25 protein-coding genes are annotated in these 18278 nt (G+C 39.0%); 2 read left to right on the top strand and 23 right to left on the bottom strand.

The genetic code is table 11. The annotated features are described in order from the left end of the window. Positions 1 to 138 precede the first annotated feature (138 nt). The gene (gene msrA / locus ACN6KS_RS13850; RefSeq protein ID WP_440962232.1) at positions 139 to 651 is read right to left on the bottom strand and encodes a peptide-methionine (S)-S-oxide reductase MsrA; all 513 of its coding nucleotides are present in this window, start codon (positions 649 to 651) and stop codon (positions 139 to 141) included. 163 nt (positions 652 to 814) lie between these two features. Here msrA and ACN6KS_RS13845 point away from each other — a divergent pair, with 163 nt between their 5' ends. Continuing rightward, positions 815 to 1723 carry an aldo/keto reductase gene (locus ACN6KS_RS13845; protein WP_440962231.1) on the top strand — a complete coding sequence of 303 codons (909 nt, stop codon included), beginning with the start codon at positions 815 to 817 and terminating at the stop codon, positions 1721 to 1723. 55 nt (positions 1724 to 1778) lie between these two features. On the opposite strand, the gene ACN6KS_RS13840 is transcribed toward ACN6KS_RS13845, so the two are convergent. From ACN6KS_RS13840 to ACN6KS_RS13760, 17 genes are all read right to left on the bottom strand, one after another. Then, positions 1779 to 2585: a class I SAM-dependent methyltransferase gene (locus tag ACN6KS_RS13840; protein WP_094869862.1), complete on the bottom strand. Its 807-nt coding sequence runs from the start codon at positions 2583 to 2585 to the stop codon at positions 1779 to 1781. Positions 2586 to 2641: 56 nt separating this feature from the next. Further along, complete coding sequence (locus tag ACN6KS_RS13835; RefSeq protein WP_094869861.1) at positions 2642 to 3271, bottom strand: class I SAM-dependent methyltransferase; 630 nt, start codon at positions 3269 to 3271, stop codon at positions 2642 to 2644. A gap of 74 nt (positions 3272 to 3345) precedes the next feature. Beyond that, positions 3346 to 3744, bottom strand: coding sequence for an RrF2 family transcriptional regulator (locus tag ACN6KS_RS13830; RefSeq protein WP_042127470.1), 399 nt, complete (start codon positions 3742 to 3744; stop codon positions 3346 to 3348). Between the two features lie 114 nt (positions 3745 to 3858). Next, a complete protein-coding gene (locus ACN6KS_RS13825; protein WP_094869860.1) occupies positions 3859 to 4263 on the bottom strand; it encodes a hypothetical protein in 405 nt (134 codons plus the stop codon). Positions 4264 to 4330: 67 nt separating this feature from the next. Continuing rightward, positions 4331 to 5104, bottom strand: coding sequence for a DUF817 domain-containing protein (locus ACN6KS_RS13820; protein WP_440962230.1), 774 nt, complete (start codon positions 5102 to 5104; stop codon positions 4331 to 4333). A 66-nt stretch (positions 5105 to 5170) separates the two neighbouring features. Continuing rightward, on the bottom strand, positions 5171 to 5386 hold the full coding sequence (locus ACN6KS_RS13815) for a helix-turn-helix domain-containing protein (RefSeq protein ID WP_042187934.1): 216 nt from the start codon (positions 5384 to 5386) through the stop codon (positions 5171 to 5173). A gap of 10 nt (positions 5387 to 5396) precedes the next feature. Next, the gene (locus ACN6KS_RS13810; RefSeq protein WP_280786086.1) at positions 5397 to 5870 is read right to left on the bottom strand and encodes a DUF2975 domain-containing protein; all 474 of its coding nucleotides are present in this window, start codon (positions 5868 to 5870) and stop codon (positions 5397 to 5399) included. Positions 5871 to 6076: 206 nt separating this feature from the next. Then, positions 6077 to 6292, bottom strand: coding sequence for a helix-turn-helix domain-containing protein (locus ACN6KS_RS13805; RefSeq protein WP_042127458.1), 216 nt, complete (start codon positions 6290 to 6292; stop codon positions 6077 to 6079). Between the two features lie 10 nt (positions 6293 to 6302). Next, positions 6303 to 6785: a DUF2975 domain-containing protein gene (locus ACN6KS_RS13800; RefSeq protein ID WP_440962229.1), complete on the bottom strand. Its 483-nt coding sequence runs from the start codon at positions 6783 to 6785 to the stop codon at positions 6303 to 6305. A 239-nt stretch (positions 6786 to 7024) separates the two neighbouring features. Further along, a complete protein-coding gene (locus tag ACN6KS_RS13795) occupies positions 7025 to 8224 on the bottom strand; it encodes a hypothetical protein (protein WP_094869856.1) in 1200 nt (399 codons plus the stop codon). A gap of 24 nt (positions 8225 to 8248) precedes the next feature. Then, positions 8249 to 9094: a hypothetical protein gene (locus ACN6KS_RS13790; protein WP_094869855.1), complete on the bottom strand. Its 846-nt coding sequence runs from the start codon at positions 9092 to 9094 to the stop codon at positions 8249 to 8251. Beyond that, positions 9091 to 9777: an ATP-binding cassette domain-containing protein gene (locus ACN6KS_RS13785; RefSeq protein WP_094869854.1), complete on the bottom strand. Its 687-nt coding sequence runs from the start codon at positions 9775 to 9777 to the stop codon at positions 9091 to 9093. Before ACN6KS_RS13785 ends, ACN6KS_RS13790 begins: the two co-directional genes overlap by 4 nt. Then, positions 9774 to 10190: a GntR family transcriptional regulator gene (locus tag ACN6KS_RS13780; protein ID WP_094869853.1), complete on the bottom strand. Its 417-nt coding sequence runs from the start codon at positions 10188 to 10190 to the stop codon at positions 9774 to 9776. The genes ACN6KS_RS13785 and ACN6KS_RS13780 overlap by 4 nt, the downstream gene beginning before the upstream one ends. Positions 10191 to 10669: 479 nt before the next feature. After that, entirely contained in the window at positions 10670 to 11074 is a 405-nt protein-coding gene (gene pgsA / locus ACN6KS_RS13775) for a CDP-diacylglycerol--glycerol-3-phosphate 3-phosphatidyltransferase (protein ID WP_440962400.1), read from the bottom strand. 8 nt (positions 11075 to 11082) lie between these two features. Then, the gene (locus ACN6KS_RS13770) at positions 11083 to 11745 is read right to left on the bottom strand and encodes a uridine kinase family protein (protein ID WP_440962228.1); all 663 of its coding nucleotides are present in this window, start codon (positions 11743 to 11745) and stop codon (positions 11083 to 11085) included. A gap of 40 nt (positions 11746 to 11785) precedes the next feature. Then, positions 11786 to 12022: a DUF3977 family protein gene (locus ACN6KS_RS13765; protein ID WP_094869850.1), complete on the bottom strand. Its 237-nt coding sequence runs from the start codon at positions 12020 to 12022 to the stop codon at positions 11786 to 11788. Between the two features lie 152 nt (positions 12023 to 12174). Further along, positions 12175 to 12831 (bottom strand): CatB-related O-acetyltransferase, encoded by a 657-nt coding sequence (locus ACN6KS_RS13760; RefSeq protein WP_094869849.1) that lies wholly within the window; start codon positions 12829 to 12831, stop codon positions 12175 to 12177. A 242-nt stretch (positions 12832 to 13073) separates the two neighbouring features. On the opposite strand from ACN6KS_RS13760, the gene ACN6KS_RS13755 reads away from it, so the two are divergent. Then, positions 13074 to 13430, top strand: a complete 357-nt coding sequence (locus ACN6KS_RS13755; protein ID WP_341134660.1) for a nuclear transport factor 2 family protein — start codon at positions 13074 to 13076, stop codon at positions 13428 to 13430. A gap of 130 nt (positions 13431 to 13560) precedes the next feature. Here the strand turns inward: ACN6KS_RS13755 and ACN6KS_RS13750 are convergent, their stop codons facing one another. The 5 genes from ACN6KS_RS13750 to ACN6KS_RS13730 form a co-directional block, all read right to left on the bottom strand. Beyond that, positions 13561 to 13830, bottom strand: coding sequence for a DUF2691 family protein (locus tag ACN6KS_RS13750; RefSeq protein WP_440962227.1), 270 nt, complete (start codon positions 13828 to 13830; stop codon positions 13561 to 13563). A 102-nt stretch (positions 13831 to 13932) separates the two neighbouring features. After that, positions 13933 to 15429, bottom strand: a complete 1497-nt coding sequence (locus ACN6KS_RS13745) for a malate:quinone oxidoreductase (RefSeq protein WP_440962226.1) — start codon at positions 15427 to 15429, stop codon at positions 13933 to 13935. A gap of 246 nt (positions 15430 to 15675) precedes the next feature. Continuing rightward, positions 15676 to 15936: a hypothetical protein gene (locus ACN6KS_RS13740; protein ID WP_341134659.1), complete on the bottom strand. Its 261-nt coding sequence runs from the start codon at positions 15934 to 15936 to the stop codon at positions 15676 to 15678. A 203-nt stretch (positions 15937 to 16139) separates the two neighbouring features. Then, positions 16140 to 17141 (bottom strand): Gfo/Idh/MocA family protein, encoded by a 1002-nt coding sequence (locus ACN6KS_RS13735; RefSeq protein WP_094869845.1) that lies wholly within the window; start codon positions 17139 to 17141, stop codon positions 16140 to 16142. A 30-nt stretch (positions 17142 to 17171) separates the two neighbouring features. Then, positions 17172 to 18260 (bottom strand): Gfo/Idh/MocA family protein, encoded by a 1089-nt coding sequence (locus tag ACN6KS_RS13730; RefSeq protein WP_440962225.1) that lies wholly within the window; start codon positions 18258 to 18260, stop codon positions 17172 to 17174. Positions 18261 to 18278: the final 18 nt, after the last annotated feature.

The raw sequence follows: 18278 nt of genomic DNA, 5'->3' as shown, positions 1-18278 counted from the left end.
GTTTAGTCTATAAATGTGTAGAAAGTATGTAGAATTTAAAATATATAAAATCTGTATATGATGCAAAAGAGCACCTGTAAGCCACGAAAGACTTAGGATGCTCCATGCTCTTTTTCTTTAGAAATTCCGTTTCTACGATTACCAGTGTTTAGCGATAAAGGTATCCCGTCCGGATTGCTCACGATCCTCTTTATAATGCTTGGGATTCTTGTGATGATAGTCCTGATGATATTCTTCCGCCCGATAAAAGGTTGGCGCTGGAAGGATTTCCGTCACGACAGGACCTGAGAATCTGCCACTCACAGCAACCTGCTCCTTCGTGGCAAGGGCTGCTAAACGTTGTTCTTCATTATAGTAAAAGATGGCTGTCCGGTATTGTGTTCCTCTATCCTGAAATTGTCCACCGTCATCCGTGGGATCAATCTGAGGCCAATATAATTCAAGCAGCTTCTCGTATAAAAAAAGCGCTGGATCAAACGTAATTTGTACCACCTCGTAATGTCCTGTTGTTCCTGTTTTGACTTCTTCGTACGTTGGGTTCTCGGTTAATCCTCCAGCATAACCCGATACAATCCCTTGGATACCTGGTAACTCCTCGAACGGTGTAACCATGCACCAAAAGCAACCACCTGCAAACATTGCTTGTTCCATATGTTCAAGTCTCTCCCTATCCATCATCATCTAGTAAATAACATATGCTATGACGATAATGCTTCTAGGTTATAATGTCAAAGGAAATCATTCTTTTACATTCGAATTCGATGCTTTAAGGCGTTATAATATAACAAACAACGGAATTAGAAAGGAACACCCTATGAATAAAAATCGCTTGGGCCAGTCTGATTTATATGTAAGTGAAGTAGGACTCGGATGCATGTCCTTAGGTACGGATGAGGCAAAAGCCATTTCCATCGTCCATGAAGCGCTCGATCAAGGCATTAACTTTTTAGATACAGCCGATCTGTATGATGAGGGTCGTAATGAAGAGATCATTGGTAAGGCGATTCGCCACCGCCGCGGTGAGGTGATATTGAGCACAAAAGTGGGTAACCGCAGAATTCCAGGTCAAGAAGGCTGGAGCTGGGATCCATCAAAATCCTATATTAAATCCGCAGTCAAAGACAGCCTAAGACGCCTCCAAACGGATTATATCGATCTGTATCAGCTGCATGGCGGAACAATTGATGATCCGATGGATGAGACTATTGAAGCCTTTGAAGAACTTAAGCAAGAGGGGCTAATCCGATATTATGGGATCTCTTCTATTCGACCTAATGTGATTAGAGAATATGTAAAAAAATCAAATATAGTCAGTGTAATGAGTCAATACAGCATTTTAGATCGACGTCCTGAGGAAGAAATTCTCCCTCTGCTGGCCGAGCATGGGATCAGTCTTATTGCCCGGGGTCCTTTGGCGGGTGGCATCCTTTCGGAGAATGGCCGCAGCAAGGCAGAGAAGAAGTACTTAGATTACAGTAGTGAGGAGCTTCTGAAGTTGCATAATCAGCTTGTGCAGGAAACGAGTCACTCACGCCCCCTAGCACAAACGGCGCTTCATTATCCGCTTGGTCATCCGTCTGTGGCGGTTATTATCCCTGGAGCGAGTAGTATGGAGCAGTTGAAGAATAATGTAACGGCTGCTAAGTCAGCCCCACTGTCTTTAGAGGAAATCGAAATGATCCGCGGGTTGAGTAAAGCGAACCGCTACACACTACATCTGTAAGGTAATCAGTCATTTATAAAATTTAGAGCGCCAGTTAAGAAACTGACGCTCTTTTTTATTTTCTTTTACCGATGTATAACAAGTGTGATGAGATGCCCAAGATTGAAGGATCATTTGCTTTGGATATGAGAAAGTTAATCAAGCTCTCTTCCCCCTCTTGGTGAGTCCAATACTGTTGCTGCTCTGCAGATAACATGGCTGCAATGCTTGATGAACCAATTAAATCTATCGACTCAAATCCATTCCTTTCCATGAAAGGCTGAATCTCATCAATGTTAAAATAATAAGCACCTGTAAACCGGCCCTTGTCACTATGATTAAAGATTCCACTCTCATAGAATTCATTGATGGTGTTCATATTATCGTTCGGTTTCCATTGCTGCGGGGATTGTAACGAATTAATGGTCATTCTCATTCGACTTTGAAAAGCCACAAATACTAAGCCATCTTGCTTGGTCACGCGATGCAACTCTTTTACTGCTAAAATTCGTTCCTCTTCCTTCTGCAAATGATACAAAGGACCAAGCATCAATGAAACATCATAATTCTCATTAGGTATTCCTTCTAAATCTATAGCATTTAAGTTATAAAACCCGTCAAATTGCTCAGTTAATTCTAGTTCAGCTGCCTTTTTCGTTGCTACTTCAACTAATTTAGGTGTGATATCTGAAAGGGTTACTGTATATCCGAGCTTAGCCAGTTCCATTGCGTATTTACCGGGTCCTGCGCCATTATCCAGCACCTTCCCAGCTGATGGCATATATTTCTTGATATAATGGAGATTAATTATGAACTCTAAGGGTTCTCTATCCAGCCTGCCCCACTCGTCAAAGCTAGAGTAATAATCAATAATATTGCTCATCTACATAACACCTGCTTTCTTTTGAGATATATTATCTTCGATACGTCCAAATTTTTCTATAGTTCTTTCTTACATTTTATCATTAAAAAGTTTATCGACGGTTTATTGATCATGTCCTTGTGGGGCTCGTCAATTTCAGAGAACTCAACTAGTCCATAGGTTTCAAACTCTTGTGTAATGGATTCAGCCTCATAAAAAAATATTTTTACGCCATAATCTGTCTCGTAATAATTTTTATCCAATAGAGTACCTTTTCCAAACATAGGCGCTTTTTTCGAAACTGTTGTAAAAATCATATAACCACCTGGCTTTAACTGGTTGTAGCAATCCTTAATGAACTTTTCTCTTTCATTTTTATTCAACAAATGAATAAGACCATGGCAAAATATTCCTTCATAGAGGTTATTATCATAAGGCATGTCATTCACTGAACCATGAAAAATGCTAATATCAAGTCCATTTTCTCTCGCCAAATCAATCGCTGTTTGAGAAATCTCAATACCCGTTACATTTATCCCACTCTCAATAAAAACCTTTGCATTTCTGCCATATCCAATCCCTGGTACCAATATGTCTTTAACATTCCTCTCAAGGAAAAAGTCCTTAGTGGCGATCGCAGAGTCTGTAGGTTCAAATCCCCACATTGTTTGTTTTTCTATAAAGCTTGATTCCCAGAATTCCGTCATATTTCATTCCCCTTTATATTAAAGTCATTACGGATTTATATTATCTTTAATTGTTTCCAAAAAAGAACGGATCTTTACTCCGTCTTCATTGTTTTCGCCAAATCTGCAATTTTCTTGTTCTCCAAGTACTGCTCCATCTGTCTTTCAGCGTCAATCACAACCTGTTGAATCAAGCACTCGCTACCGTGATCCAGGCTACATTCGAACAAAGATGCAGTCCCTTCGATCGCATGGATAATATCCAGAAAAGAGATCTCTTCGGACTTCCGTCGGAGACGATACCCACCGTTTGCACCGGGTGCAGATTGAATCAATCCAGCCTTGACTAGCTTGGTCATCATTTTGGACAGATAGGTTTGCGAAACACCCAGCTTCTCAGCAAGTAATTGAACGCCTACAGGCTTATCGGACGCCGCCGTCACCAGATAAAGCATTGCATGAAGCGCATAGTCTGTCGCTTGGGAATATTTCATTCAGCACCTCCATTAACGACTTTGAAAATCCATAATAACTCTAATTGTTAAAAAAGACAAGCATATCAATGTGCACCATCGGCTTTTTAAGCTGCATTTGAAAGATATTCAAATCTATTTCATTTCCTTTACAACTGGTTCCGATGTTGAAATAATATCAACGACATGGTCAATACAACAGATCCCATAGTGCTTATATGGTTTTGGAAAATCCTTTGATGCGAATATTCTATTAGAAATAAAATCAAGATACCTTGATTTCTTATAAATCCTAAATGTATTTCCGTCAAATTCCTCGTAATCATCCCAAGAAGTAAAGAATTCATTTTTAATCGAATATGCAATATAGGAGTGAAAATCAACTTGTATTATGGGAGAGTTTTTCTCACCATCCATAAGTGGCTCAGCTATATCACTAACTTTGCTTTTACAAAAGGATAACCTTAGTTGATTTACCTCTGGCTCTATTAGACCAAAGAAAAATACATCCTGCAATTCTTTCAAATCTGTATATTCCATCTCATCTCCTCCTCAACACTAATTTGTTCTTACTCCATGTACTACTATTTCCTTTGAAGCCAATACTCTACTCTTTCGCTTTACGGTTAGCTTTAACATGTTTAAGCTGAGCAACTATAATGACACTAATAATGACCAGAAGGAACCATGAACTGATCTTACTGACACTAACCACATGCCATACCTGATTCTGATCAGGATATTTCCAAGCATTAAAGAATGTAGCGATATTCTCAGCTAACCAGATAAAGAAACCTACTAAGAAAAAAGCCAGTGTCAAGGGCATCCGATAAGTAGTGTTTCGTACCCGATAAATGATCCAAGTTTTCCAAAAAACAATGAGTACAAGCCCCTTTAGCCACCAGCGAAAATCAGGAATGAAGTGATGCGTGAAAAAGTTAAGATAGATAGCTGCTCCGAGCGATCCCGCAGCAGCAAGTCCCGGCCAACCCGTCATATCCATTTTCAGTCTACGCCAAATTTGACACATATAGCTCGCGACGCTCGCATACATAAACCCGCTATACAGTGGCACTCCAAACACCTTGGTTAGCCCGGGTTCAGGGTACGACCATGACCCCATTCTTATCTTATAAATTTCCAGAAGCAAACCTATAATGTGAAATACACAGATGACTTTAATTTCATCTAGCGTCTCTAATCCAGTACGGTACATAAGATATTGAACGGTAAGCAATATAATAAGAATGGCATCATATCGGTATATGTAAGGCAGATCTATTAAGTTAGAAAGAGCTAAAGTCCCAAAGATCGCAATAGGAAATATGCAACTCATCGCCTGATGATAGCCAAAATGCAGAAGCTGCGTTATTGATTTCAATGATTCTCTCTCCTTTCCTGGCAATGCTGATCTTTTCAATCTGCGGAGTCAATTACTCATTACGATTTAAGCATCTTCGTCCATTAGGTATTCTAAAATATCTCCAGGCTGACATTCTAAAGCTTTACAAATCGCATCAAACGTCGATAAACGAATCGCTTTTGCTTTTCCATTTTTCAATATAGAAAGATTGGCCATTGTTATTCCAACCCTTTCTGTAAGCTCTGTAACGCTCATTTTTCTTTTAGCTAACATCACGTCAATATTCACAATAATCGCCATTATCTTCACCTCAGACTGTTAAGTCATTTTCTGATTTTATTTCTATGGCATTTTTCAAGAGCTTTTGAAGAACAGCAGCAAAAACCGCAATCACAATTGGAGCACAAGTCATGACAAGTCCGAGTACAATTAGACCTGGTGCATCAGCTTCCTGTGCCATTTCGTAAATAAGTGGCATACCCGCCGCATATAAGATACTGATGATGATTGCACAGTAAATTATATTTTTTAAAGCCTTAATAGATAGTTCAGAGAACGCTTTGTTCTTGTCAATGTAGCTTAGAAGTCTTAATGCCTGATATAAAGCTACGAAATAGGCTATCACCGTTACATAAACTCCTATAAGAAGGGGATAAACTAAATATACGGGATAATCTCCAGCTGCCTTGTTAGGAATCGTAGGTAACCAAAAAATACACAAAGCAAGAACCGGGAGTCCAATAAGAATTACAACTATCTTCAAAAAGAGTGTTTCTCGTTTCATAAACTGCACCTCACAAAGTTTATAATCTGGATTCAATTTATCACATAATATATCGTTTTACAATATATTTTGATTGTATTACAATTATTTTTTATCTTTAATATATCGCACCCTTTTATTTCCCACCTCCAATCATTGCACATCAAAAAGGCCCCCTCCTCATAAAGATTGAGAAAAGAGCCCTGCCTCTACCGTTCATTTATTTCTTAAGTCTCCTCGTCACTTTTGTATTCTAAAATATCGCCAGGCTGACAATCCAAAGCCTTGCAGATCGCCTCTAATGTTGATAATCGAACCGCTTTCGCCTTTCCATTTTTCAATATAGACAGGTTAGCCATTGTTATTCCAACCCGCTCCGAAAGCTCGGTCACGCTCATTTTTCTTTTAGCCAGCATCACGTCAATATTAATAATAATCGCCATTGTTTTCTCCTCAGACTGTTAAGTCATTTTCTGATTTTATATCAATAGCTTCCTTCAAAAGCTTTTGGAGCACTGCAGCAAACACTGCAATCACCATGGAAGCAAAAATCACAACCATCCCAATGACAAAGAACCCCGGGGTATCATCTCTCTCCGCGACGAGATAGAAAAGCGGCAATCCTACTACATAAATTCCACTGATTGAGATTGCACAGTTCCTGATGTTTTTTAAAACCTTTACAGATAATTCTGAGAAAGCGTTGTTATTGTCAATATACCCTAACAGTTTGATCGCTTGATACAATGCAAAATAAAAAGGTATCGCCGATGCATACAAATCAATATACAAGAGATATTTTATATAGGTTTGATCGGGATATAATTCTGCCGCATAATTCGAAATCGCAGGCACAAAAATTATACACAAGGCAAGAACTGGAAGCCCAATAAGAACAACAGCGATCCTTAAAAAAAGCGTTGATCCAAGTTTCATAAAACACACCTCACAAAGTTATTTTCAAAATTGAATCTAACATATAGTTTATCGTTTTACAATATATTTTAATCGAAATATAGTGTTTAATGACTGTTTTATATTTCACGACTAAAAGGCCGAGGAAATTGACTATTAGAAGTCATTAGCTCGGCCTTTGTCCTTTTTATATCTCTTTTTATATCTCTTTTTGTTTCTTTATGTCTCTTTATATCTAATTTTCTATTCTAAAAATTATGCTAGAACTGACCGAGATCGATAAAATTCAAATCCATGTTAGCTTCATCTTCAGCCTGATTTGCGGCCTCTGTTGATATTGCTTTTCCTTCGTACTCAAGGTTACCGCTTGTCAAATTAAATACATACAGACGATTACCTTTGAAATTCTTATAACCCATAATATAGAGATGGTCTTGTTTAAAAGCATAGGTAATGTTTTCACTTAAATCTATATTTGTATTCTTCAGAGTAGTCTCATATTCTTTACTCACAAGATCATAAGAAATAACTGTGAATCCTATATTTTCCTTACTCGATACAGCTTTTTGCAGGAAATAAATTTTCTGTCCATAGGCATTCATAATATTATTCAATAACATTTCATGCCCTTGGAATGCGAGCGGCGAGATTTGTCCTGTCTTAACATCCACTTGATATACCTTTCTATGATTATCTCTACTAATCCTTAAAATCCATTGCTCAGTGTGCTCCAGATTTTGATTGGCTAACCATGCGTATTGTGTATCCCCGTCTGCTGCTACAGATTTACCGCCTGGTAACGCGAGCGGCTCATTCTTAATCTCTTTTGTTGTTAAATTGACACGGAGGATCTGCGGTTCAGATACATAGCCTTTGGCACTGTGATTCATAAACACCATAGCAACAAGCTGCTGATCAACAAGCTGTACATTTTGAACATAAATATCTGAAACATCATAATCTACATTGATATCGGATGTGATTTCAAACGTATTGTTCTTCTGCTTGTTGAGTACAGAAATACTAAGCTTTGCATTTCTCTTCGCTGATGAATCATTTGATCGCTTCGTATCTACTGTCGCATTAACATAAGCAAGCATTTCCTCATTCTCATAGAAACCAGATGTGTTTGTCTTACCGCGCATGAACTGACGATGCACTTCAATCCACTGATCCATTTGCGTTTTCATTGGTCTTTGATTTAAGCTTTGGCTTGTCGCAGACTTTTCATCTGGATAATCTGTACCTTTTGTAGTGATATAAGCTCGTTTGATACCAAAAACACTATCCTTACTCATGTAATTTCCGTATACAGCTATACCTTCAACGAGGGAAGCATCCCCTTGAACCGTCGTCAGCTTATAAATAGGTGGTGTCTCTTGTGAAGCCTGTACATAATACGTCCCGATTGTAACAACCGTGAACACTACAAGAACGGCGGTAAGCATATATTTTCTCATTCCTTAACCTCCATACCCCTTCTATTATACCGATATTTTTTTACGCAATAGATACAAGCTGTACCAAAGCGAACCTCCAACAATGATCACTATTAGTCCGAGACAAACGCCTATAATTTCTCTTGGATAGAAGTAGCTATCGTATCTGCTATAACCCATGCGATAGGGTATTGAGGCCAATCCAGCCAGAATCGCTAAGTATAGTACGATAAAGCCCATCCCTTTCAGTCTGTAGCTTCGCTCCATTAGAATCGCTGTGAACAAGACGATCAAGCCCGTAATGCCCAGTCCATAGTATAGTAAAAACTCAGAAAAGTAGGGCGGAACCAGAACTTTAAGTACAGTAGGATACTTCAAATAATCAAATATCGAGATGTTCCGATATAATTCAGCAGGAAGGATCGACTGTGCTATCAAACGCTCCAGTGGAACAAGGATAATTTGCAGGGCGACAAGTCCAAATGCGAATAGCAAGATCGTAACCAGTTTGGCAAAATATAAATTCGCCCGATTGGATGGCAACGTGAGCAGACGATATACTACCGTATTTTTACCTCTCCAGTCACGGTACCAGATGAAGCAGCTATATATTAGCAACACTGTTATGCTCAAAAATATGGGTCCGAAATATAGCAATCCATTATAGCGAGCATACATCATACTGTTTAGCTGAATATATCCTTTCACATTGTGATATTGCTCAAGCGTCCATTGATTCACTCTTATTGTTTCATTGGCAGAATCAAGCCAATGATTAGCACCAATGGTGACGGCTACAAGTTGCAAGGCGACTGTCAGCACCATGAGTCCAATATATATTTTGGCAAATCGGTTCATTTCAAAATTCAATAGCTTCACAAAAGCTCTCATTTCATGTACACCTCTCTCATTACGTCCGTAATGGACTTACCTTCCTGCTCGCGAACTTCTTCACAGTAGAATTCACGTTCTACCTTCCCATACTGCAGTAAGACTACTTTATCAATTAAATGCTCAATATCGTTAATTTCATGAGTTGTGATAATCACACCACGATTCTCTATCAATTCGCTCGTGAATACATCAGTTATTTGCTCGCGGCTGAACATATCAATCCCCGAGAACGGTTCGTCCATTAGGATGTAATCACATTCCAAGGCAAGTCCGAGCAACAAATTTAACTTCGCAGCCATCCCCTTAGACAATGAGGATACGCGATCTGAAGAGCTCAGTTGGAAGAACTTAAGCATTTCCTCTGCACGTTCAGCGTTCCAATTCCGATAAAAGTCAGCCATAAAGCTCAAGCAATCAGCAATTCGCATATTGGAGGGCATCGTTAACGAATCTGGAATGAAGGTGATTTTCTCATACATCGCAGGTGTTAGTGACGCATTATCGATTAAGACTTCACCTTTGTATGGTGTCAGTCCCATGATGGACTTCAGCACCGTTGACTTCCCGGCACCATTGATTCCGATCAGGCAGGTAATCTCTCCCTTGGCAGCTGTGAAGCTAACGCCATTTAGGACCTTCTTGAATCCATAATTCTTCACCATCTGATTCACTTGGATCATCTTGTGTCACCACCCTCTGGAGATAACTTTCGCTCCGATGTATATTTTGTCTTTATGATCTCTACCAGTTCTTCAACTGGAATTTGAATATTCTGAATGGAACCGATGAATATATCCACTGCACTTTCGATTAATTCAGCACGAATCGAGCTTAGGATCTGCTGATCCTGTGTAATTCGGCTCGGGGAATTTCCTTCTGTTACGATCAAACCCTGTTCCTCCATTTCCTTATACGCCTTCTGCGCCGTGTTCGCATTAATCTTCATTACGGATGCCAGTTCACGCCGTGAAGGAATCTTATCTCCTGCTCCGATTTGCCCTGTAGCAATCTGTTCTTTAAAGTAACGGACAACTTGAATATATACCGGCTCTCGAATATTAAAGCTGACACCTGATTTTTGTTCTTTTGTCATACAACCAACTCCATATACTAAGTGTGTGTACTAAGTGGTTCATACATCTTATTTATGTACTATACGTGTAATACACTTTTCTGTCAATCGTTCAGATTTGAGCATAGGCTTCTAAGATTATCGTTCTTAGCCATTGTATTTTGTGCAACAGAACTTATTTAAATCGAGCTGAATGATACTTCTGTTGTATTTTGTACAATCGATCCAATGAAAATTGCCCATTATAGCACATTTCCCGTAGTTTGATTGCACAAAGTACAGTAGATGGTAGTTAATGAGCGAGAATAGTGATTTCTATTGTACAATCTGCAATGGGAACGTAAAGTTGAGTTGTATCCACTAGTTTAAGTATTGATAATTCCCTATACCGCAAAAAAAGCTGCCGTGTGGCAGCTTTTTGCTTAAAAAGCATAGCATCTCAGAAAAGATATCGAGGGTAATAAACAATTATAATTAAACATGCGGGTGATGGCGGACTTTTATCCCCATCTCTCTAATTTTAAAGAACGATAGTTATTTTTTATGTAGTTAAAGCCAGAATAGACAGTTATGATTAATGTAATATAGATAAGGATTTGATCGAAAGGTATATTCGTAAAAAAGGTGAATGGATGATTGTTTAACATAACAGCTGTAATTGCAATCACTTGAGACACCATTTTAATTTTTCCGTATCGATCAGCTTGCAACACTATTTTCTGAGAGACAGCGACAAGCCTAATCCCTGTAATGATCACTTCCCTTGCTACTATAATTAATGCTACCCATGCGTATAATCTATGCTGACTGACTAGCAAGACCAACGCAGCAGATATGAGCAACTTATCCGCTAATGGATCAAGTAACTTTCCAAGGTTCGTAACCTGATTATACTTTCTAGCAATATACCCATCTAGTTTGTCAGTGGCTTTTCCCTCCTGAATTCATTTTCAAGAATATAGCCTTCTTTGGAATTTTTTATAACGATATCAAAGTTTCGATGAAAAGGATGCATGAACAACTCATATTGAATTCTACGGTCTTCATGAGATTTTCTTAAATATTTGATGTCTGTTCCTCTTTCAGAGACATCACGTATACTCCTTCTCATCAATTCAGTGTCTCCATCCGTATATAAGTAAACCTTCAGATCAAATAAATTTGGGTCTGCAAAAGCAACGCTCATGCCCTCTACAATATTCACTCTGTTTTGTGAAGCTATCATTGTACTCTTTACATAATTCGTATCTATTGTATAAAAATCTAAACCATCACGCATCATTCGGATGTCTCTCTCTAGAGCAAAAATATTATGAGCAGAAGGATGACAAGCTGTCATTTTATTACTATGACGTTCATAGTTATATTCATAATCGATTATAGTGTACTTTCTAAGATGAGAGCCGATAATATAGGGATCAGTATTCATATAATTCACATTCTCATGACCCAGAAGCTTTAAAAGATTATGGGCAAATGTTGTCTTTCCAGATGCACCATGACCCGAAATCCCAATAGTAACTCTTTTTTCCTCACTGCTTATCAAAATGGCTATTTCATTTAATATTTTATCCATAGTTTCCTCCATCTTGTCCTTATATGTATGCTCTTCTATTCTAGAGGCTTGTTATACCAAAAATAATCTTAAACGCGTTATAACTTTTCTTACTTTTTTTAAAACCTTCCTTTAAGTCTAAGATTACTACAGTTTTGCCAATCCAAATCCTGAGATATAACGAACGGAACCTTACCGGTTTCACAATTCCTTTTTCTTCAAATTCACTTCCATCCTCTAACTCCGTTTCAGTTCTAATAAACCATGTATTGCCGAGACCAAATTCAATATATTTCAGAATCTATCTCCCCCCATGAAAGAGTAGGCCTTACGCCCATTCATATTATCATACTAATTAGGATTAATATGGTAAATAACAATATTATCAAACTACCTTATCTGATAAAAGAACAGGCTGCCGAATAATTGTGGCAGCCTGTTGTGATTGTGTTATGATGTTATTTCCCTTAGATAAAACTCATATAATTGATCAATCGATGAACTTGAAAAGATAGATGTAGCTTGTTCGATTTTCTCACGTTTCCAATCGAACCAACGCATTTCCTTTAACTTTTCGATTTCACGATCTGCAAATCGTTTCCTAATCTCTTTAGCAGGGTTGCCACCTACTATTGTATATGGTGCAACATCTTTTACAACAACCGAACCTGCCGCAACAATAGCACCTTCACCTATTTTCACACCTGGCATAATCATTGCATTCATCCCAATCCAAGCATCACTTTCTATGATCGTATCCCCTTTGGGTTCGTAAGAGGTTTCAATCTGGTCTAAAAAGGGATACACGGTAATCCATTCAGGATGATGATTGTGATTTCCACCCATTAAAATAATTACACCACTTGCAATACAAACATAATTTCCTATAATCAATTTATCTAAATGCCACCCAAAATCTTCGATCGGGTTAAATAACTTTCTTGACGGTTCATCTCCCCAAAGATATCTGACGCACCCGTCTTCAAAAGGATGACTATCGTAATAACCAGAGTAATACGAGTAATCCCCTACCTCAATCATTGGGTTGGTGACAATATCCTTCAAATACTTCGTTTCTGACCAGTGGTTAAACAATTGCTGTTTCATTCTTTCCCCTCGCTTCTAAGTAATTTATAGCATTTATACTTAGAAGCTTGATACAGTAGCGACATTCTTAAACCGTTTCAAACGACGAACCATCGTCCTCATCCTTTTCCTAATTGATGGGGCCATTGTAACAAACGAATGATTTGTTCGTCAAATCCCCTTATAGGATTCTTTAAAATTGTAATATGACATAAAGTAGTCTAGTTATAAATGCTAGGATATTAAAGAAAGGGGGTAACACAATGTTAAAACAACTACCACAACCTGTTGAAATTTATATGGATTCGTTAAACACTAATGATAATGTGGTCATGGATGTTTGCATGGCAAAAGATGCACACATTCATGATATCGGTGAAAATAATCATTTTCATGGAATTGAGGCTATTAAAGAATGGCGTGGAAAATCTAACGATGAGTTTAAGCTGAAGTCTGAAGTTATAGACGTTGAAAATAAATACGGGATAATAATTGTGACTTCATTAACCAGCGGAATCTTCCCGGGAAGTCCTCAACTGTTTTATTATTTCTTTACTATCGCCGATGACCTAATCACTAATATTGAAATTGTCCCTGGAGCAGAAAACGTTAATCAGTAAGTTCCTTATCCAATCTTCAGATAAAACAAGTTCAACATTTGGATATAACAAAAAGCCCCAGCGAGTGTTGGGGCTTTTTGTTGCTTCCAGATTTATTAACTTCATACGATCTAACAGAACTTTTATTTTTCTACCATACTGACAATCTAGTTCTGAAGTCATTTTCATTCGTAATGTACTGAACATCTTCATATCCATTTGCAATCGCATTATGGTACAGCGCTTCAAGCTTTCCTTGATCTTTACAATAAACTGTAGCATATTCACAATCAACGACTAAAAGTATAAGCTGGCAATCACTATTTAAGAACTCCTCATAGGTCTGAACATCAGTTACGTCCTTCTCTTGCGGAAAAGCCTTGAAGTTCGCAAAGATGATATAGTATTCGTTATTCTCCAAAAGTTCTTTCAGAACTCAACAAAAAACCTATGAATTAAATCCATAGGCTTTCTCGAAGAAAATCTCTGTCAATTATCAGACTTTCGAGCGATTGATCATTTTTTAACTATTCACTCGCTCTTTTCCACCTAGACCCAAAGTAGTTGCCGTTAATGTGTGCACTTCATGCAAAAGCTCTGGATTGTCCAGTAGTGACAGGCCATAAGAAGGAATCATTTCTTTTATTTTCGGTTCCCACTCTTTTATATGCTGAGGGAAACATTTATTAAGTACTTCAAGCATCACGTGAACAGCCGTAGAAGCACCTGGGGAAGCCCCAAGCAATGCTGCAATCGAACCATCTGCGGCGCTAATAACCTCTGTACCGAATTGAAGAATACCTTTGCCGTCCTCTGTATCTTTGATTACCTGCACGCGTTGGCCTGCTACGACTAGATCCCAATCCTCTATTTTGGCATTCGGGATAAAATCTCGTAATTCCTCCATGCGTTTTTCCTTCGATAACAACACTTGCTCGATTAGGTATTTGGTCAAAGACATGTTTTTTGCACCTGCAGACAACATCGTTAGGAGGTTATCCGGTTTTACGGAAGTGATCAAATCAAACATTGAACCGGTTTTTAAAAATTTTGGTGAGAAACCAGCAAACGGTCCAAATAGCAACGATTTTTTGTTGTCAATAAATCTAGTGTCCAGATGCGGAACAGACATTGGAGGTGCTCCAACCTTAGCTTTACCGTATACTTTTGCATGATGCTGGGCTATAACTTCTGGTTTATTACACACCATAAATATTCCACTTACCGGGAATCCACCAATATGCTTCCCTTCAGGAATACCTGATTTTTGCAGGATATGCAAGCTTCCTCCCCCGCCACCAACAAAGACAAATTTTGCAGTATGATGTTCAATAGTACCGCTGTCGTTCTTCACTCTCAAGTCCCATGACCCATCGCTTGTACGTTTGATTCCATCCACACAATGTTTATAATGGAGTTCTACATTTTTACTCTTTAAGTGATCAAATAATATACGCGTTAAAGCACCAAAGTTAACATCTGTGCCAGAGTCTATTTTTGTTGCTGCTATAGGTTCATTCGATGGACGATTTTGTATAATAAGCGGTATCCATTCCATTAATTTGCTAGAGTCATCGGAAAATTCCATACCTTGAAACAATGGATTTTTTGAGAGCGCTTCAAATCTTCTCTTCAAAAAAGCTACATTCTTCTCCCCTAGTACCAAACTCATATGGGGCAAGGGCATAATAAAGTCCTGCGGATTATGTATCAGCTTACGATTTACCAAATAAGACCAAAATTGCATTGAAAGTTGAAACTGTTCATTAATTTGGATGGCTTTACTTATATCCACAGTTCCGTCGGATTTTTCGACAGTGTAGTTAAGCTCGCAGAGCGCCGCATGTCCAGTTCCTGCATTATTCCATTCATTAGAGCTTTCCTCACCTGCATTTTCGAGCTTTTCAAACACTTTAATCTTCCAATCCGGCACTAATTCTTTTAAAAGTGTTCCTAAAGTCGCACTCATGATTCCAGCACCAATTAAAATGACGTCTGTTTCAGTTGCACTTTTGCCCATTATTACCATCCTTATCCCCTGAATTTTGCAGAAAGGATGTGGGCGCTCCTTCTTAGGCGTCACACCTTTTCTGTCTCAATTATACCCTTATCCGAGTGTATTACAATTATTTATAAATTTAATATCTACTATTATATGAAAAAAATAAATTATTTAAAAGCTTGCAAAAAAGAGAGAAATAAGTCCTCTACGGTAAGGAACTTAAGCTACAGCCATAAACCCGCTTCATGCAAGGATTAATAACACCTAAGCATTATTAATAAAATAAATAAACATGCTGCCCGCCGCAGCAAGATCAACGATTGCCCATAAGAAGCTTTTTCGAATTAACATGAGTAAAGCCGCAATTAAGCTAACGAAACAAGCAATGAGCATAATAAAAAAGGTGGTGAATAATCCGCCAGAAAGAAACATCAGTACGTATAATATGACAAAGGTAAAAACAATAGTCTGCACAATGGAAATTAGCTTGGTGTTCGTTCTAATGTTCTGTAATATTTCCTCCATATTGTATGCGCCCTCCAGATATCTTGCTGTATATAACCTATACTTACTTTAGATTATTCCACTAAGGAGAATTAATCAAATCTATCCTCGGCAAGTCGTAGTCTTCTTAGTGTTTAACCCAATGCGGGAAGTCCCTAAACACGAAAAAGCTGCTTCATTTGTAGATAAATCTACATATGAACAGCCTTCGCTATATTTATGACTTATTTGTTCCTCTGCGATGAGCTATAAATATGCTTCACCAGTTCCAGCGCTTTTATCCCCTCAGGACCATCCAGCCAAAACTTTGATCCACTGAAAATGTGGTCATAGAAGTCCTCGATTAGTCTCTTATGCCCAGTCCCCCAATACGATTTGCCTTCCGTAGGACTGAATATAGGCTCACAAACCAAGGTTTCCTTCCCATCTTTCCAAAGATACAAATGCTCTCGACGGAGGTTAAGAGTCCCCTCTTCAAAAACTAGCTCCAACTCCACGGGAGTGTTCTCGAGATAGGTATTTGTGCCATAAAATAGCCCGCGAACATTATTGGCGAAGTCAATACAAGCATGGGCAGTATCTTCTACTTCAATGACGCCATCCAGCACATCTGTGGTAATACTGCCTTTCACGGATTTAATTTCACCCCCATACCACTGAAGTAAATCCAAGGTATGAATGGTCTGATTAATTAGAACACCTCCGCCTTCCGTGGACCATCGTCCCCTCCAATTGCTATCTTTGTAGTAACTTTCATTTCGATGCCAGGTTACGACACCTTTCATACAAAGCAGTTTCCCTAATGTACCAGAATCAATCGTCTTCTTCATATAAATGGAAGCATCATTATAACGGTTCTGGAACACCACACCAAGCTGGCCGGAGCTCTCTTCCGCTGCTTTCAGCATACGCTTGGCTGAAGGAAGATCGACGGCGATTGGCTTTTCTGTTAACACATGCTTCCCTGCACGTAATAGCTCTACAGCCATTTCTGCATGCAGATAATGAGGTGTACAGAGATGTACAACATCAATACGATTATCATTTAGTATTTCTCTATAATCATCTGTGGCATCGCAGGCATATTCTTTTCCTGCTCGTGTAGCTTTATCAGCATCAATATCTACAACTGTAAGTAGGTTCACCTCTTTTATAGCTGATATTACTTTAGCATGGAGAGGAGATATCGCCCCGCAGCCAATAATCGCTACTCCAAGTTTGTTCACCTTTACCACCTCCATTCATTATTCCATTCGCTATTTAAGTTGATTAGGGGTTAGATTCATCGCCTGGGCTTGAGCCTTCAAACATAGTTCAGCAGCTTTGAAGACATGTGCTTGAGTCATGGCCAGCTCCGTCCGGTTCAGACAATCGAGGATAAGCTCACCAAAGAACGGAAATCCAACCTTTCCAGCTACATGCTCATAATGCTCCCCTTCCCCGTTCACCCAGTACACATGATCCGGTGTATTTGAACGACCAATATCAGTATATTTGCGCAGTTCAATGTAGCCTTCCGTTCCCATAATCATGGTGCGCCCATCTCCCCAGGTTCCGAGCCCGTCAGGCGTAAACCAATCTACACGGAAGTATTGGGTTGAACCATTGTCCCCAACAAGCGTAACATCACCAAAATCCTCCAATTCAGGGTAGGATGGATGATTATAATTTGCTACCTTACTGTGAACAACTGTAGCATCCTGACACTCTGTATAATACAAAAATTGTTCTATTTGATGACTGCCGATATCACACAGGATGCCGCCATATTTCTCCCGCTCAAAGAACCATTCCGGCCGACTAGAAGCATTTAATCGATGCGGACCTAATCCAATGATTTGAAGAACACGGCCAATAGCCCCTTGACGGATCAACCGGCCTGCATAGATTGCGCTTTCAACATGAAGACGCTCACTATAGTAAACCATGTACTTCCGATTGGTTGCTGCGACCAAAGCTCTAGCAGCATCCAGCTGTTCTAGTGTTGTAAAAGGGGTTTTATCCGTAAAATAATCCTTTCCATGAACCATAACCTTATTTCCTAAGGGGCCTCGTTCTGAAGGAATAGCTGCCGCTGCAACTAAGCGAACCTCTGGATCTTCCAATATATCATCCATAGTCTCAGCAGCCCTAACTCCAGGATATTTGGCTATGAATGCTCTAACTTTCTCATCATCCGGATCATATACCCATTTCAGCTCAGCACCAGCCTCAACGAGACCATTACACATCCCATAAATATGACCGTGATCTAGGGCAATAGCTGCGATGATGAATTCACCCGGCTTCACTACGGGTTTAGCTTCATATGTGGGTGCATAGGTCATCCCATCTATTCTATTCATCAGAATCCTCCTAATGGC

The sequence above is a fragment of the Paenibacillus nitricinens genome (genome assembly GCF_052056485.1).
GTDB lineage: Bacteria > Bacillota > Bacilli > Paenibacillales > Paenibacillaceae > Paenibacillus_AQ > Paenibacillus_AQ nitricinens.
Note: the sequence above shows the minus strand (reverse complement) of the source record. Positions and strands in the feature narration are given on the sequence as shown.